The organism is Phaeovulum sp., assembly GCF_041596715.1.
Taxonomy (GTDB): domain Bacteria; phylum Pseudomonadota; class Alphaproteobacteria; order Rhodobacterales; family Rhodobacteraceae; genus UBA6213.
Window position 1 is genome coordinate 1 of the sequence record NZ_JBFHIA010000050.1, and the last position, 15,413, is coordinate 15,413.

Genomic DNA, 15,413 nt, shown 5'->3' on the forward strand with positions numbered 1-15,413 from the left:
CAACGTGGCCACCATCGTCGTGGTGGTGGTCTTGCCATGTGTGCCTGCCACGGCGACGTTCGACTTTAGCCGCATCAGTTCGGCCAGCATCTCGGCGCGGCGCACCACCGGCAGGCCGCGAAGCCGCGCCTCTTCAAGCTCGGGGTTGCCCTTCTTGATCGCAGAGGAAATCACCACCACCGCCGCCTCGCCGATATTTTCGGCGCGTTGGCCTTCGAAAAAGGTGGCACCAAGACCCACGAGGCGTTCGGTGATCTTGCTGGCCTTGGCATCCGACCCCTGCACCCGGTAGCCCAGCGTCATCAGCACCTCGGCAATGCCCGACATGCCAATGCCGCCGATACCGACGAAATGGATCGGGCCAAGCGCGCCGGGTAGTTTGGTTGCCACGTTCATGCCTTTGCCCCCGCCACGCTTTCTACAAGTTCCACCAGCCGCTCTGTCGCATCCGGGCGCCCATAGGCCAGTGCGGCGCTGGCCATGCGCACTGCGCCCTCTGGGTTGCCAAGCACCAGCGCCACCTGTTCTGCCAGATTTGCCACATCAAAATGCGATTCAGGGATCAGAATCGCGGCACCCGCATTTAGCAGCCCACGTGCGTTTGCGCTTTGATGATCGCCAGTTGCGGCGGCATAGGGCACCAAAATTGACGGGCGTCCGACCACGCTCAACTCGGCCACGGTGCTCGCACCTGCGCGCGCGATGACCAGTTGCGCCTCTGAAAGGCGGCGCGGCACATCGGTGAAAAAGCTCTGAACTTCGGCCGATATACCTGCGTCGGAATAGGCCGCGATAACTGCGGCACGATCTTCTTCGCGCGCTTGATGCGCGATACGAAGCTGGGCACGCAATTCAACGGGCAGGCTTGCCAGCGCCGCCGGAACAACCTGCGAAAGCACCCGCGCGCCTTGGCTGCCACCCAGCACCACTAGGCTTAACGGATAGTCGCCGGGCGGAATATAGGGCGCGCCTGCACGGTCCAGCACTGCGGCGCGCACCGGGTTGCCGGTATGCGTGCCCTCTACGCCCTTGGGCAGATCTGTCGGCCAAGTGCCGCAGGCAAAGGCCTGAACGCGGCGCGCGAAAAGCCGGTTGACCCGGCCCAACACGCCGTTTTGTTCGTGGATCGCCCTCGGCACGCCCAAAATCCGCGCCGCCGTCAGCGCCGGGATCGTGGGATAGCCGCCAAAGCCCACCACCACCGCTGGCCGATCGCGCCGCAAGGCACGGACCGCGGCCAGCACGCCAGCGGCAATGCGCATCGGCACCATCAGCTTGGCCGCCAGACCGCCCTGTGCAAAGGTGGCCGAAGCAACCTGTTCAACGGCAACCACATGCGGAAAGCCGCCGGTATAGCGCGCACCGCGGCTATCGGTAGAAAGCTTGACCCGCCAGCCGCGCCGCACCATCGCCTCGGCAAGCGCCTGCGCGGGAAACATGTGCCCGCCGGTGCCGCCCGCGGCAATCAGGATCAGCCGCCCGGTCATCTGCCCCTCCGCGCCAGCAGATCAGATAGTTGCCCCTGCGGGCGAGTTCGCGTCAGCGCCAGCAACATGCCCATGGCGATGCCAGAGGCGATCACAGAACTGCCGCCGTAGCTGACGAAAGGCAGCGTCATGCCCTTGGCTGGCAACAGCCGCACCGCCACCCCCATGTTGATGAACGCCTGCACACCAAAGGCGCAAGCAAGCCCCGTCCCGGCGAGGCGGATGAAGATATCGCGCTCTTGCCGCAGGCGATTCAGCGACAGCGCCACCACGGCGGTGAAAAGCGCGATGATAATCAGCACCAGAATCAACCCGTATTCCTCGGCCGCCACGGCGATGATGAAATCGGTATGCGCGTCGGGCAACTGCCACTTGACCGTTCCTTCGCCCACGCCGACGCCCAGCAGCCCGCCTTCCTGAATCGCGTTTGTCGCATAGCCAATCTGCGTGCGCGGGTCGATTTCGCTGGAAAGATAGCCGTCGATCCGGCGCGCGAAATGCTCTGAACTGTTATAGGCACCGAAACCGCCCAAAACGGTCAGCCCCGCCAACCCGACCAGCAGCACGAAAGGCGCACCGGCGACAAAGTAGATCACGCACCAGATGAAAAGCACCAGCGCCGCCTGCCCGAAATCGGGCTGCAAGGCCAATAGCCCAACCACCACCAGCGCCATGAACAGCGAATACCGCTTGCCGGGCGGCCCACCCACATCAAGCGATGCGGCCATCAGCCATGCCACGGTCACTGCAAAACCAGGCTTTAGAAACTCGGAAGGTTGCACGCTGGCAAAACCAAAGCTGAACCAGCGCACCGCGCCCTTGCCGAAATCGGTGCCGAACAGCGGCAGCAACGTCAGCGCCAGAAACGAAAGCAGAAAACCCAGCACCCCAAGGCGGCGCACCTGCGTCGGGGACAGCATCGAAAAGCCGAGCATGACCGCCAATCCGATGCCGCCAAACTCGAGCTGCCGCGTGACATAGTAGAAGGTCGGCAGGCCGTTGCGTTCGGCCAGCGGTACCGAGGCCGCAAGCCCCAGCAGGATACCGATGGCAAATAGCCCCAGCACTGCCACGAGCGACCATTTATCAAGCGTGCGCCACCAACGCGGCAACACCGGTTCGCCTACCCTTTTGGGTATGGCGCTGAACACCATTTCAGTCATGCTTCACCGCTGTCCTGCCTCGGATCGCCCGGTTTTCCGGGTCTCGAGTCAAAGTGTAGCCGCAAATCTACGCTCTTGCCAGCAGAACATGCCCAAAGGCGCGCTCATCCCGCGTGCAATTTGACCCGGCGCACAAGGGTTTCAGGCGTGCAAAATACCGCCACGGCGCAAGGATAAGGGCATCACAAACGATGGCGGGCGCGGCTGCATCACACCCGCCCCAACTGCGCCTTCACCAAGGCCGTGAAATGCTCGCCACGCTCTTCGAAATTGGCGTATTGATCAAAACTCGCCGCCGCCGGGGCCAGCAGAACAACCTCGCCCGGCACCGCTTCCTTGGCGGCCAGTGCCACCGCGCGGTCCATCGTTTCGCAGATTTCCTGCGGTAGATCGCCCAATTGCTGCGCAAAATCCTGCGCCGAGTGGCCGATGAGATAGGCTTTCACCACAGCGCCCAGATGGGGTTTCAGCGCCGCGATCCCGCCCTCTTTGGCCTGCCCTCCGACAATCCAGCGGATGCGCGGAAATGCCTGTAATGCCTTGGCGGCGCTGTCAACATTGGTTGCCTTGGAGTCGTTCACAAAGCGCACACCACCCGCCTCGGCCACCGTCTGACTGCGATGCGGCAGGCCCGCGAAGCTTGCCAGTGCGGCCTCAACCTCGCGCGGCGGCACACCCAGCGTTCGCACCGCGGCCCATGCGGCGCAGGCGTTCTGGTGGTTATGCGCGCCGGGCAGACCGGGCATCGCGCGCAGATCGACCGAGGCTACCTGCCGCCCCTTGCGCCATTCCGCAAGAAACCCTTTGCGTGCAAAAACAGACCAGCCAAACCCGCCGAGCTTTTGGCCCGCAGAGATGCGGATCACCCGGTCATCTTCGCGCCCCGTGGCGATCTGATCGGCCAGAAACACACCTTCGGGTTCATCCACGCCGATCACCGCGCGGTCTGGCCCGCCTTCGGCAAAAAGCCGCCGCTTGGCTGCAAAATAGCCACCAAGGCCGCCGTGCCTATCTAGATGGTCGGGGCTGAGATTGGTGAAAACCGCCACATCTGGGGTAAGCGCGCGGGCGAGTTCGGTTTGGTACGACGAAAGTTCCAGCACCACCACCTCGGCCTCTACGGCGGGGGTAAGATCAAGCACTCCGCGCCCGATGTTGCCGCCCATCTGCGTCGGTCGCCCGGCTGATTTGAGGATGTGGTGGATCAGCGCGGTGGTGGTCGATTTGCCGTTCGATCCTGTCACCGCCACGCATTTCGGCGTGACCTCGAACCCATCCCAATCTTCGGTCGCCCAAGACCGGAAAAACAGGCCGATATCGTTATCGACCGCAACGCCTTCGGCCATCGCCCGCGCAATCAGCTTGTGCGGCGCGGGGTATAGGTGCGGGATACCGGGGCTGACGATCAGCGCGACCACGCCATGCCACGCGTCCGCCCGGCCCAGATCGTGGATCAAATAGCCCGCAGCTTCGGCCTTGGCGCGCGCCTCGGGGTTGTCGTCCCAGCAAAGCGGCTCGGCACCGCCCGCTGCAAGCGCCGCCGCCGTGGCCAAGCCAGAGCGCCCGAGGCCTAGCACGGCGACCTTGTGGCCTTCATACCCAACAACCGGAATCATTGCCGCCCCCTATCGCGCGCAGGGGCCCGCCCCCGCATCTTGCGCCTTTCCGGGGTAGTGGCAAAAGGCGAAATGCGAAAGGGGTTGGCGCGCGCTTCGGCAGGATTTTCCGCGCTCAGCCCGCCGCGCCAAGCGATTGCAGCGTGTCGGCATGGGCCACCAGCGCCTCGGCACCTTTTGGGGTAAGCGCATAGTGCCCGCGCGCGGGGCGCTCGAACCAGCCATAATGGTCGGCATGCATCAACGCCTGCGCCCGCACGACGCCGGTGGCGCGGGCAACCTCGGCGGGTTTGCAGATGCCGTTCGCACCAAGATGCCGCGCGCAACGCAGCGCATCTTGCCGATAGGCGGTCATCCGCTTTGCGCCTGTGGTTCCGCCGATATTGGGGTCGCCCACGCGCCGCTCAAACTCTCGCAACAACTTGCCCGCGCGTTTGGTGTTCTTGCGCGGCGCATAGGGCGCGGGGTCAAGATGCGCCTCGACCTGCGCGCTGGCCCCGATGCGCACCGCCAGCAGGCCCAGACCAAGGCGGCGGCAAAGCCGGATGATGTCTGCGTAGCGCAGCGACCAGCCACGCGCACCCGACACCGGCACCGCCAGATAGACCGTGTCAAACAACGTCTGACGCGCGACACCTTGCAGTACCAGCGCCAGCGAAAAGCTGACCTTGAGTTCCACCACCACCGGCGGTTCATCGCCGCGCCGCGCCAGCACGTCGCAATCGCCGATTTCGCTTTTGACGGTGTAGCCCTGCGCTTCAAGATAGGCCTTTACGGGGATGTAAAGGTCGGCCTCTCGCATCGGTCAGCGCAGTTTCAGCGTGGCCAGACCGATCAGCGCAAGGATCAGGCTGATGATCCAGAAACGGATCACGATCTGCGGCTCGGCCCAGCCCTTCTTCTCGAAGTGGTGGTGGATTGGCGCCATCAGAAACACCCGCCGCCCTGTGCGCTTGAAATACAGCACCTGAATGATAACGCTAAGCGCCTCGACCACGAACAGGCCGCCGACGATGGCCAACACGATCTCGTGCTTGGTGCACACCGCAACCGCGCCCAGCGCGCCGCCCAGCGCAAGGCTGCCGGTATCGCCCATGAACACCGCCGCAGGCGGCGCGTTATACCACAGAAACCCAAGCCCGCCCCCGATCAAGGCCGCCGTAAAGATGAACAATTCGCCCGCGCCGGGCACGAAATGCACGCCCAGATAGGCAGAAAAGTCGAACCGTCCGACAAAATAGGCGATCAGCCCCAAGGTTCCCGCAGCGATCATCACCGGCATCACCGCCAGCCCATCAAGCCCGTCGGTCAGGTTTACCGCATTGGCAGCACCCACGATCACCACCATCGAAAACGGCACGAAGAACCAACCGAGGTTGATCAGCACATCCTTGAACACCGGCAGCGCCAACTGGTTCGACAGTCCCTCGGGGTGCAGATGTGCCGCGAACGCAGCCGCCACGGCAGCCAACCCCAGCCCCAAAAGAAACCGGACCCGCGACGAAACACCCTTGCTCGATTGCTTGGTGACTTTCGCGTAATCGTCAGCAAAACCGATCAGTCCGAAGCCGATGGTGACACCCATGACGATCCAGACATAGCCATTGTCAAGCCGCGCCCAGAGCAGCGTCGAAACCATCAGCGCCGAAAGAATCAGCAGCCCCCCCATGGTCGGGGTTCCGGCCTTGGCCAGATGGCTGGCCGGGCCGTCGTTGCGGATCGGCTGGCCCTTGCCTTGGCGCCGGCGCAGCAGATCAATCAGCGGGCGGCCAAACAGAAAGCCGAACACGAGCGCGGTAAAGAATGCGCCTCCAGCGCGAAACGTGATGTAGCGAAACAGGTTGAACACGTCGCCACCATCGGAAAGCCCGGTCAACCAATACAGCATCAGTTCGTCCCCTTTTCCACCGCCTGAGCCTCGGCGGCGCCCGCCTGCCCGAGTTTTCGCAGAGCGTCAACCACCAGACTGACGCGCGAGCCCTTGGAGCCTTTGACCAGCACCACATCGCCCGCGTCCGCAAGATGATGCGCGCGCTTTGCCAGCTCTTGTGCGGTTTCGTGCCACTCCCCGCGTTTGGCCAATGGCAATACCTGCCAAAGCGCCTGCATCCGCGGCCCGACGCAATGCACCAGATGCACGTTGGCCATCGCGGGAAGCTCTGCAATCGCCGCATGAAGTTCGGCCTCGGTTTTGCCGAGTTCGAGCATGTCGCCCAGAATTGCGATCCGGCGCCCCCTGCGCACGCGGCCCACGTCATCGCGTGGGGTTGCGGCGGCCAGCACCTCAAACGCCGCCGCCATCGAGGCGGGATTTGCATTATAGGCGTCGTCGATCAGCTCGAAACTTTTTTCATCGTCCACGATATCGAGGTAGATGCGGGTGCGGCTGCCGCGCCCTTCAGGAGGCAGCCATTGCCCCAGATCAAGCGCCGCCAGCGCGGGGTCCACACCCACCGCCTCGGCCATCGCCAGCACGCCAAGCGCATTCAGCGCGAAATGCCGCCCCGCCGAGCGCACCTTGAACAGCAGTGCCCTGCCGCCCACCGCCGCTTGCGCGATCGTCACGTCTTCGACAAGACGGGTCGAGATCAGCCGAAAATCATCGCCGGGCTCTGCACCGAAGCGCACCAGCCTTGCGCCCGCGGCCTGCGCCGCATCGACAAGTATCTTCGTGACCGTCAATCCCGAAGGGATCACCGCCACTCCGCCCGGTTCTAACCCCTCGAAAACCGCCGCCTTTTCTTGCGCTATCGCCGCAAGATCGCCAAACGCTTCCAGATGCGCAGCGGCAACGGTGGTTATCAATGCCGCATGGGGCCGCGTCAGCCGCGCGAGCGGCGCGATTTCGCCTGCGTGGTTCATGCCGATCTCGACGACTGCAAACGCAGCCTCACGCGGCAAGCGTGCCAGCGTCAGCGGCACGCCCCATTGGTTATTGAAGCTCGCCTCGGCCGCGTGCACCATGCCTTGCGCGGCCAGCACCGCGCGCAGCATCTCTTTGCTCGAAGTCTTGCCGACCGAGCCTGTCACGGCGATCACCTGCGCCGTACTCCGCGCGCGCCCGGCCTGACCAAGCGCTGTCAACGCGGCCAACACATCGGGCACGATCAGCAGCGGGTCGGCCTCTGAACAGCCCTGTGGAATCTGGCTGACCAGCGCCGCGGCGGCCCCTCGTTCCAGCGCTGCGGCAACAAAATCATGCCCGTCGCGCACATCCTTCAGCGCCACGAAAAGATCGCCAGGGGCAAGGCTGCGGCTGTCGATCGACACGCCGCTCGCCTCGAAGGCGCGGGTGAGCTTGCCGCCAGTTGCGGCCTGCGCCTCGTCAGAGGTCCAGAGCGCGGGCATCAGATCTTTCCATCCAGCGCGGCCACCGCAACGCTCGCCTGCTCGGCGTCATCGAAGGGGTACACGGTATCGCCCACCACCTGCCCCGCCTCATGCCCCTTGCCCGCGATCAACAGCGCATCGCCCGGCCCCAGCGCATCGACCCCGCGCAAAATCGCCTCGGCGCGGTCGCCCACCTCGGTCGCCTCGGGGGCCGCGGCCAGCACCGCGGCGCGGATGGTCGCGGGGTCTTCAGAGCGCGGGTTATCGTCGGTCACAATCACCACGTCGGCGTGGGTCGCCGCCGCGGCCCCCATCAGCGGGCGCTTGCCGCGATCCCGGTCGCCGCCCGCGCCCAACACCACGATGATACGGCCCAGCACATGCGGGCGCAGCGCGCGCAGCGCGGTTTCCACAGCATCAGGCGTATGCGCGTAATCTACAAAGACCGTCGCGCCATTCTCGCGCGTGGCTGCCAGTTGCATACGGCCGCGCACCGTGGTCAGGCGCGGCAGAACCGCAAACACCGCGTCGGGCACGATACCGCTGGCAATGGCCAGCCCAGCCGCCGCAAGCACGTTGGCCGCCTGAAAACCGCCGATCAGTGGCAAGCGCGCCATCTGCACCGCCCCGCGCCACGAAAAGCGCAGATCCTGCCCAGTGGCGTCAAACCGCTGGCCGAGAATACGCAAATCCGCCGCAGCATCCTTGCCAACCGTCAATATCGCCTGCCCGCGCGCCTTGACCAGCGCATGCAGCTCGCCTCCGCGCGGATCGTCGATGTTCAGCACCGCCACACCCTCGGGCGGCATCACGCGGGTGAACAGGCCTGCCTTGGCCTCGAAATATTCCTCGAACGTGTGGTGATAATCGAGATGGTCTTGCGTGAAATTGGTGAAAGCCGCTGCGGTCAGGCGCACGCCGTCAAGCCTACGCTGCGCAAGCCCGTGGCTCGAAGCCTCCATCGCAACATGCGTGACCCCCGCCGTGGCCATATCGGCCAGCAGGCGGTGCAGGGTCAGCGGCTCGGGCGTTGTGTGGGCCGAGGGCGCGCTGAAGCTGCCTTCAACGCCAGTGGTGCCGATATTTGCGGCGTCATAGCCAAGCGCCGCCCATATCTGGCGGGTGAATGTAGCGACCGAGGTCTTGCCGTTGGTGCCTGTTACCGCCACCACACATTCCGGCTGACGCCCGAACCAAAGCGCCGCGGCAAAGGCCAGCGTCTGTCGCGGGTCTTCGGCCAGCACCAGCGCCGCGTCTGCGCCTGCAAGTTCGGTGGCTGCGATCTCGGCACCTGCTCGGTCGGTCAGCACTGCGCTGGCACCCATCCGCAAAGCGTAGCCGATAAACTCGGCCCCGTGCATCTTGGCCCCCGGAAGGGCCGCAAAAAGAAAGCCGGGGCGCACCGCCCGGCTGTCAACCGCCAGCCCAGTGATCGTGGCCTCGCGGCCGCCCTGGGCGTGCAAGCCCATATCTGCCAGCGATTTCATCTGCCCGCCCATATCTTGCGCCCCCTGCCTGCCAGTCGCATTTACGCCCGCTCTGCGCGGCGCGTCAATTGCGCGCCAAGGAAAGCGTCGGCGTGTCTTGCGGCCCCCAGATCGGGCGCAGACCCAGCAAAGGCGCAGCGCGGCGGATCACTTCGGCCCCCACCGGCACGGCAGTCCAGCCAGCGGTTCGGCGGTCTTCGGACCCTGAATCCTCGACCGGTTCGTCTAGGGTCAGCACCAGAACGTATTGCGGATCGTTGACAGGGAAAACCGCGGCAAAGGTAGCCAGCACTTTGTCCTCATAGTAGCCACCACTCGGCTTCAGCTTGTCGGCGGTGCCGGTCTTGCCACCGACGGCGTAACCCGGCACTTCGGCAAAGCTGGCGGTGCCGCGTGTCACCACATCGCGCAGCATCGACATGATCTCGGCCGAGGTCTGGGGCGAAATGATCTGTTCGCCCACAGAGGGCGCGGCCCCTGTCAGAAGCGTCGGCGTAACGCGCCGCCCGCCGTTGGCGATGGTGGCGTAGGCGCTGGCCAGATGCAGCGGGCTGGCCGAAAGCCCGTGGCCATAAGAAATGGTCATGGTCGAAAGGTCGCTCCAATTTGGCGGCAAAAGCGGGCGCGCGCCGGGTGCCTCGGCCAATTCCACCGGCGTCGGCAGCATGAAGCCGAGCGAGTCCAAGAACGCCTTTTGCCGCTCGCCGCCGATCAGCATGGCAATCCGCGCGGCACCGATGTTCGAGCTTTCCACGATCACGTCGGTCACGCTCAGCTTGGCCCCGTAGTCGTGAAAGTCGTTGATGCGAAACTTGCCCCAGACCAGCGGGCCGCGGGTATCGATCATTGTTTCGGGCGTCACCAGCCCCATATCCAACGCTTGCGCTGCGGCAAAGACCTTGAAGGTTGAACCGAGTTCATAAACCCCCTGCACGGCGCGGTTGAAAAGCGGGCTGTCCCCCTGATCGCCGCTGGTCAGTGGTGCCGGGCGCGCGTTGGGGTCGAAATCGGGTAGGCTTGCCATCGCCACGATCTCGCCGGAATGCACGTTCATCAGCACCGCCGAGGCGGCCCGCGCCTTCAGAAGTTTCATCCCGTCGGCCAGCACCTCTTCCACCGTTGCCTGCACCGTCAGATCAAGCGACAGGCGCAGTGGCGCATTGTCGTTGAGTGGGTCGCGCAGCCAGCTGTCAAAGGCCTTTTCCACCCCGGCCACACCCACGACTTCGGCCGAAGCCACGTCTTCGCGGCCAAAACTGGCACCGCCCAACACATGCGCGGCCAGATCGCCATTGGGGTAAAGGCGCATTTCGCGCGGGCCGAACAGCAACCCCGGATCGCCGATGTCATGCACCGCCTGCATCTGTTCGGGCGATATCTTCTTCTTGATCCACACGAATTTGCGCGCGCCGGTGAAATCGGCGATCAGCCGCTCGGGATCGAGGTCGGGAAAAATCGCCACCAGTTCCTGCGCCACGCGGGTAGGTTCGATCATCTGCGGTGGCTGGGCATAGAGCGAATAGGTCAACAGGTTGGTTGCCAGAACGCGACCATTGCGATCGACGATATCGCCGCGGCTGGCGATGATCGCATCGCCCGACGAGGCGATTTGCGGCTCGATCGGCCGCGATACCGCAAGTGCCGCCATCCGCACGCCGACCGCGCAGAAACCGACAATGAAGAACGCGCCTAGCAGCATCAGCCGCACCTCGGCACGACCACGCGCTGCGTCCGACACCGCCTCGCGGCGGGCACGCAGGTTGTCGCGTTCGATCGCATCGGGGTTTTCACCTGCCGCGCGGGCGCTCAGGATACGGGCAAGCGGGCGCAGCGGGGTGCGGATCATGGCAGTTCTCCACCACTCGAAATAGCGTCGATCGGGGTCAGCCCCAGGCTGAAGCCCGTTTCAGGCAGCAGCGGGTAGGCTACCTGCGTGACAGCACCAAACTGATAGGCAGTCAGCGGCAGCAGCCCAAGCCGGTCGAAGTTCAGCGCCGCGAGTTTTCGCAACCGGTCGGGCCGGTTGAGATAGGCCCATTCGGCATCCAGCACCGCAAGCCCTTCGCGCAGGCTTGCGATTTCGGCCTGAAGCCGCGTCAGCTCTGAAATCGCGGTCTGGGTGTTGTAGTTTTCGCGGTAGGCCCAGAACGCAAGCCCCATCACCGCCATTGCTGCAACGCCGGTAATTAGTGTGCGCATCAGGCGTCTCCTTGCAAGGCGGGGGCGGGCAGGCCAAGGGATGCACGGTCAGCGTGGCCTGCGGGGGCGGCAGTTCGGCGCGCAATCCGCAAACGGGCCGAGCGCGCGCGCGGGTTCACCGCTAGTTCTTCGGCGTCGGGTGCAATGGGTTTGGCGACATTGCTGAACGCGGGCACCACCACGGCGCGCGCCGGGGCGTAGCGGTTGCCTTGCCCCTCGGCACCTGATCGGGCCGCAAAAAACCGTTTCACCACCCGATCTTCCAGCGAATGAAAGCTGACCACCGCCAGCCAGCCGCCGGGTTTCAGGGCACGCTCGGCGGCCTCTAGCCCTTCGATCAATTGGCGAAACTCGTCGTTCACCCAAATGCGGATCGCTTGAAAACTGCGCGTGGCGGGGTGGCTTTGCCCCGGCTTCGCGCGCGGCAGGCAACGCTCGACTGCGGCCACGAGGTCAGAGGTGCGCGTCAGCGGCCGCGCGGCGATGATGGCGCGGGCAATGCGGCGCGCGGCGCGTTCTTCGCCGTAGTGAAAAAGGATATCCGCGATTTCGCCCTCGCTGGCGTGGTTCAGCAGATCGGCGGCACTTGGCCCTTCGTCACCCATGCGCATGTCCAGTGGGCCGTCGCGCAAAAAGGAAAACCCGCGCTCGGGCTGATCGAGCTGCATCGACGAAACCCCAAGGTCTAGCACCACACCGTCAAGCGGCTCGCCCGCAAGGCTGTCGAGTTCCGAAAACGTGCCTTCGACCAGCCGCAACCGCGCACCCAGCGCCCCGGCCCACGGTGCCGCAAGCTCAAAAGCCGCCGGGTCGCGGTCAATGCCGATCACCTGCGCAGCACCCGCATCCAGCAGCGCGCGCGTATAGCCACCCGCGCCAAAGGTGCCATCCAGCCAGACGCCCTGCACCGGTGCCACCGCTGCAATCAGCGGGCGGATAAGAACCGGAACATGCGGAGGGGTGGTTGGGTCGGCCATTGCCTACCCTTTCGGACGGCCAGGAAGAAGACTGCGCGGGTCAAAATCGTCAGGATATTGTTCCGCCAGTCGCCGCTGCCGTTCGGCGTAGTGCGCCTGATAGGTCTCGGGCTTCCATATCTTGAAATAATCGCCAGCCGATATGAAGAACGCCTCGCCTTCAAGCCCGATCTTGTCGCGCAAGCGCTGCGGCAACACGAGGCGGCCATCTTCGTCGATCTGCAATTCTTGCGCCTGGCCGTGCATCCATTCTTCCAGTTGCAAGCGGTCGGCTGAGTTGCGCTGCATGTCCTCGATCTGGGCATCGATTTCCTCGATTGCCTTGATCGTATAAACCTCAAGCCATGTCTGGCGTTCGGGACCGTAGACAAGAACGATGTTGGGGCGATTGCCGGGCACCCAGTCGGGGTCCGAGGCCTCAATCACGCGACGAAAGGCGGCGGGGATCGAAACGCGACCCTTCGCATCCACCTTATACGTCTCTGAGCCTCTGAACCTGCGTGCCACCGGCGCGCGCTCCTTTGTTTTCGGCCCCGTTTCAAAAGAAAACGGCGGTCGGGCCGCTGCCACTGCCCGATCCGCCGCCCTCGTCCCATCTCTGGGTTGGTCCGACTGCGCGCGCCACCTGGGGGGATGTCTGCTCGCTCGCGCGCCGGATCTTTTACATCGTCAAAGTCGGGTGCCTGTATGAAGCCTGCTATCTTTTCGCCTTTGGGATCTTGCGTCCCTTTGAGCCCGCCCTTTTCGATACACAAGGGATACCGTGGGAAATTATGGGAAGCAACAGGATTTTATGGGCAGCGGCGGCAAATCTTGTGTCCCGGCAGCCAAGAAAACAAGGGATTGTGCCAGATTCAGCACCCCCGCAAGCAAGGGTAGCGGTGCTAAACCGCAAATCTACTAGATATGGTAAATATCAGTGCGGACCTGGTTTCCCATATCCGACGCACTTTTTTCAGCCGAAAAACGGCTTCGCCACCGTCGAATGAAAACATAAAGAGAACATCTGCGGCGCGGGCCATAAAAACCCGGTCAAGTGATTCGTTTTCGGCAGAATTGCCCTAGCCGTTCCCGTGCATTCCCGTTCAGGCGGCGCCGGTCTCGATCAGCGTCGCGGCCAAGCGCGCATAGGCCTGCGCAACCGGCCCCTCGCCCGCGGCAATCGGTGTGCCCGCATCGCCCCCAAGCCGCACCGAAAGGTCAAGCGGCAGTTCACCCATGAACGGCAGCCCAAGCTCTTTCGCCTCTGCTGCAACGCCGCCGTGGCCGAACAGATGCGCCTCGTGGCCGCAATTGGGGCAGACGTAGGTGGACATGTTCTCGATCAGTCCAACCACCGGCACCCCGAGCTTGGAAAACATGCTCAGCGCGCGCCGCGCATCAATTAGCGCCACGTCCTGCGGCGTTGAAACCACCAGCGCGCCTGAAACCGGCACTTTTTGCGCCAGCGAAAGCTGCACATCACCCGTGCCCGGCGGAAGATCGACAATCAGCACGTCCAGCTCGCCCCAAGCGACCTGTTCTAGCATCTGCTGGATCGCGCCCATCAGCATCGGCCCACGCCAGATCACCGCCTCGCCGTCATTCAGCATAAGACCGATCGACATCATCGTGACGCCATGCGCGGTGATCGGCAGAATGGTCTTGCCGTCGGGGCTGGCGGGGCGGCGGTTCACACCCATCATTCGCGGCTGGCTGGGGCCATAGATATCGGCGTCGAGCAAGCCGACCTTGCGCCCTGCACGTGCCAGCGCAACGGCAAGGTTCGAGGCAACGGTCGATTTGCCTACCCCGCCCTTGCCCGATCCCACCGCCAGAACCCGCGCCACACCGGGAATGGGCTTCGGCCCGGCCTGCGGCTTGGGGTGGCCACCGATCTTCAGGCTCGGCGGTGCCGCTGAGGCGGTAGAGGTGGCAATCGAAACACTGGCCACACCCGGCAGCGCGCGCAACTTTGCCTCTACATCGGGACGCAACGCCTCGAGCGCGCGGGCCATCTCGGGCGATTCGGCCTCGAGCACAAAACGCACCGCGCCACCCTCAACCGCGAGAACGCGCACTATGTCGCGCGAGGCAATGGTGCCACCGCCCGGTGCTGCAAAACCGGCCAAAACCGCAAGCACCTGTTCCCGAGTAACGCCCATGTGACACTCCGCCGCTGTTGACAGCGCCCACTCTGCCGCGATTGTGCCTGAGCGCAAGAGCTCATCCCAAACCCGCGCAAGATTTGAGCAAATGTTGATGGTTCCGCCTAAAATAGGTCAGCAAGTGTTATGCAGTTTCCGCATAGCAGCATTGAAGACACGACCTATTGTGCACTCGCAGCAATTTGCCCATGTTAGCCCCAACAGCGAATGAACTTCGCCCCCTACAGAAGACGGATCGAGACAATGGCACTAGCAACTTCTACCCTGAGCCTTGGCCTTGGCGAGCGGCTGTCAGCGTACCTCGCCGCGTTCAACGACGGCCGCCAGCGCCGCAAGGTCTATCGGCAAACGCTGCGCGAGCTCAACATGCTTTCCAGCCGCGATTTGACCGACCTTGGCATCCACCGCTCGATGATCACCCGCGTCGCGCTGGAAGCAGCTTACGGCAAAGGCCGCAAATAAGTTTCCTTCCCGGCCCCTCCTCCTCCCTGGGCCGTGGGAAAATGGCGGCACCCCCTTCCTCCTCCCCGGGGGTGCCGCCTCAAGAACACAGGGCCGAAGGGCCCGAAAAGACGCAAGGCCCTCCTCCTCCTCCCTGAGGGTCTCGTGCAGAAGGCGGCGGCTCCCTCCTCCTCCCTGGAGCCGCCGCACTTCAAACAGTTACGGGCCCAAGGGCCCGCACTAGATGCGAAAGGCCCACCTCCTCCCGGGCCAATCGTTGCAGCGGTGCCGCCCATCCTCCTCCCCGGGTTGGCATCGCACCCTACTCCGCGGCCCCCTCCTCCTCCCTGGGGCCAAGGATCAAAGCGGCGGCGCCCCTCCTCCTCCCTGGGCGCCGCCGCTTGCATTTCCGCCCCTTGCACAACGCCACGGCGCGGGGCATTGGGGGCAAAGCCCGAAAGTGCGGAAATGCTCAGCTATCAACACACCTATCACGCGGGAAATCTGGCAGACGTGCACAAGCACGCGCTTTTGGCGAGCATGCTCGACTACCTTGTGCAAAAGCC

The 15,413-nt window shown here is 64.2% G+C and carries 14 protein-coding genes and 1 pseudogene; 2 read left to right on the forward strand and 13 right to left on the reverse strand.

The window, feature by feature from the left end:
* The 13 genes from ABY403_RS05270 to ABY403_RS05330 form a co-directional block, all read right to left on the reverse strand.
* Positions 1–396: Mur ligase domain-containing protein (locus tag ABY403_RS05270; protein WP_372839621.1), on the reverse strand; the 396-nt coding region annotated here is incomplete at its 3' end.
* Positions 393–1,487, reverse strand: a complete 1,095-nt coding sequence (locus ABY403_RS05275; protein ID WP_372839623.1) for a glycosyltransferase — start codon at positions 1,485–1,487, stop codon at positions 393–395. The genes ABY403_RS05275 and ABY403_RS05270, both read right to left, overlap by 4 nt.
* Complete coding sequence (locus tag ABY403_RS05280) at positions 1,484–2,650, reverse strand: putative peptidoglycan glycosyltransferase FtsW (RefSeq protein ID WP_372839625.1); 1,167 nt, start codon at positions 2,648–2,650, stop codon at positions 1,484–1,486. The genes ABY403_RS05275 and ABY403_RS05280 overlap by 4 nt, the downstream gene beginning before the upstream one ends.
* Before the next feature lie 209 nt (positions 2,651–2,859).
* Complete coding sequence (murD, locus tag ABY403_RS05285) at positions 2,860–4,266, reverse strand: UDP-N-acetylmuramoyl-L-alanine--D-glutamate ligase (protein WP_372839626.1); 1,407 nt, start codon at positions 4,264–4,266, stop codon at positions 2,860–2,862.
* Positions 4,267–4,381: 115 nt separating this feature from the next.
* Positions 4,382–5,068: a DUF2161 domain-containing phosphodiesterase gene (locus ABY403_RS05290; protein WP_372839628.1), complete on the reverse strand. Its 687-nt coding sequence runs from the start codon at positions 5,066–5,068 to the stop codon at positions 4,382–4,384.
* A 3-nt stretch (positions 5,069–5,071) separates the two neighbouring features.
* Positions 5,072–6,154: a phospho-N-acetylmuramoyl-pentapeptide-transferase gene (gene mraY, locus ABY403_RS05295; RefSeq protein ID WP_372839629.1), complete on the reverse strand. Its 1,083-nt coding sequence runs from the start codon at positions 6,152–6,154 to the stop codon at positions 5,072–5,074.
* Positions 6,154–7,614 carry a UDP-N-acetylmuramoyl-tripeptide--D-alanyl-D-alanine ligase gene (gene murF, locus ABY403_RS05300; RefSeq protein WP_372839630.1) on the reverse strand — a complete coding sequence of 487 codons (1,461 nt, stop codon included), beginning with the start codon at positions 7,612–7,614 and terminating at the stop codon, positions 6,154–6,156. Before murF ends, mraY begins: the two co-directional genes overlap by 1 nt.
* A complete protein-coding gene (locus ABY403_RS05305; protein ID WP_372839631.1) occupies positions 7,614–9,095 on the reverse strand; it encodes a UDP-N-acetylmuramoyl-L-alanyl-D-glutamate--2,6-diaminopimelate ligase in 1,482 nt (493 codons plus the stop codon). Before ABY403_RS05305 ends, murF begins: the two co-directional genes overlap by 1 nt.
* A 52-nt stretch (positions 9,096–9,147) precedes the next feature.
* Positions 9,148–10,929 (reverse strand): peptidoglycan D,D-transpeptidase FtsI family protein, encoded by a 1,782-nt coding sequence (locus ABY403_RS05310; RefSeq protein WP_372839632.1) that lies wholly within the window; start codon positions 10,927–10,929, stop codon positions 9,148–9,150.
* Positions 10,926–11,282, reverse strand: a complete 357-nt coding sequence (locus tag ABY403_RS05315; protein ID WP_372839633.1) for a cell division protein FtsL — start codon at positions 11,280–11,282, stop codon at positions 10,926–10,928. Before ABY403_RS05315 ends, ABY403_RS05310 begins: the two co-directional genes overlap by 4 nt.
* Positions 11,282–12,259: a 16S rRNA (cytosine(1402)-N(4))-methyltransferase RsmH gene (gene rsmH / locus ABY403_RS05320; RefSeq protein WP_372839635.1), complete on the reverse strand. Its 978-nt coding sequence runs from the start codon at positions 12,257–12,259 to the stop codon at positions 11,282–11,284. The genes ABY403_RS05315 and rsmH overlap by 1 nt, the downstream gene beginning before the upstream one ends.
* A 3-nt stretch (positions 12,260–12,262) precedes the next feature.
* Positions 12,263–12,829, reverse strand: a complete 567-nt coding sequence (gene mraZ, locus ABY403_RS05325; RefSeq protein ID WP_372839636.1) for a division/cell wall cluster transcriptional repressor MraZ — start codon at positions 12,827–12,829, stop codon at positions 12,263–12,265.
* 515 nt (positions 12,830–13,344) lie between these two features.
* Positions 13,345–14,403, reverse strand: coding sequence for a P-loop NTPase (locus ABY403_RS05330; RefSeq protein ID WP_372839638.1), 1,059 nt, complete (start codon positions 14,401–14,403; stop codon positions 13,345–13,347).
* A gap of 246 nt (positions 14,404–14,649) precedes the next feature.
* Here ABY403_RS05330 and ABY403_RS05335 point away from each other — a divergent pair, with 246 nt between their 5' ends.
* A complete protein-coding gene (locus ABY403_RS05335) occupies positions 14,650–14,868 on the forward strand; it encodes a DUF1127 domain-containing protein (protein ID WP_372839639.1) in 219 nt (72 codons plus the stop codon).
* Positions 14,869–15,315: 447 nt separating this feature from the next.
* Positions 15,316–15,413, forward strand: a pseudogene (locus tag ABY403_RS05340) (23S rRNA (adenine(2030)-N(6))-methyltransferase RlmJ); the annotation flags it as partial.

Coding starts and splice junctions, on each gene's coding strand:
- ABY403_RS05275 (WP_372839623.1), bottom strand. CDS start 1,487: ATGACCGGGCGGCTGATCCTGATTGCCGCGGGCGGCACCGGCGGGCAC.
- ABY403_RS05280 (WP_372839625.1), bottom strand. CDS start 2,650: ATGACTGAAATGGTGTTCAGCGCCATACCCAAAAGGGTAGGCGAACCG.
- murD (WP_372839626.1), bottom strand. CDS start 4,266: ATGATTCCGGTTGTTGGGTATGAAGGCCACAAGGTCGCCGTGCTAGGC.
- ABY403_RS05290 (WP_372839628.1), bottom strand. CDS start 5,068: ATGCGAGAGGCCGACCTTTACATCCCCGTAAAGGCCTATCTTGAAGCG.
- mraY (WP_372839629.1), bottom strand. CDS start 6,154: ATGCTGTATTGGTTGACCGGGCTTTCCGATGGTGGCGACGTGTTCAAC.
- murF (WP_372839630.1), bottom strand. CDS start 7,614: ATGCCCGCGCTCTGGACCTCTGACGAGGCGCAGGCCGCAACTGGCGGC.
- ABY403_RS05305 (WP_372839631.1), bottom strand. CDS start 9,095: ATGGGCGGGCAGATGAAATCGCTGGCAGATATGGGCTTGCACGCCCAG.
- ABY403_RS05310 (WP_372839632.1), bottom strand. CDS start 10,929: ATGATCCGCACCCCGCTGCGCCCGCTTGCCCGTATCCTGAGCGCCCGC.
- ABY403_RS05315 (WP_372839633.1), bottom strand. CDS start 11,282: ATGCGCACACTAATTACCGGCGTTGCAGCAATGGCGGTGATGGGGCTT.
- rsmH (WP_372839635.1), bottom strand. CDS start 12,259: ATGGCCGACCCAACCACCCCTCCGCATGTTCCGGTTCTTATCCGCCCG.
- ABY403_RS05330 (WP_372839638.1), bottom strand. CDS start 14,403: ATGGGCGTTACTCGGGAACAGGTGCTTGCGGTTTTGGCCGGTTTTGCA.
- ABY403_RS05335 (WP_372839639.1), top strand. CDS start 14,650: ATGGCACTAGCAACTTCTACCCTGAGCCTTGGCCTTGGCGAGCGGCTG.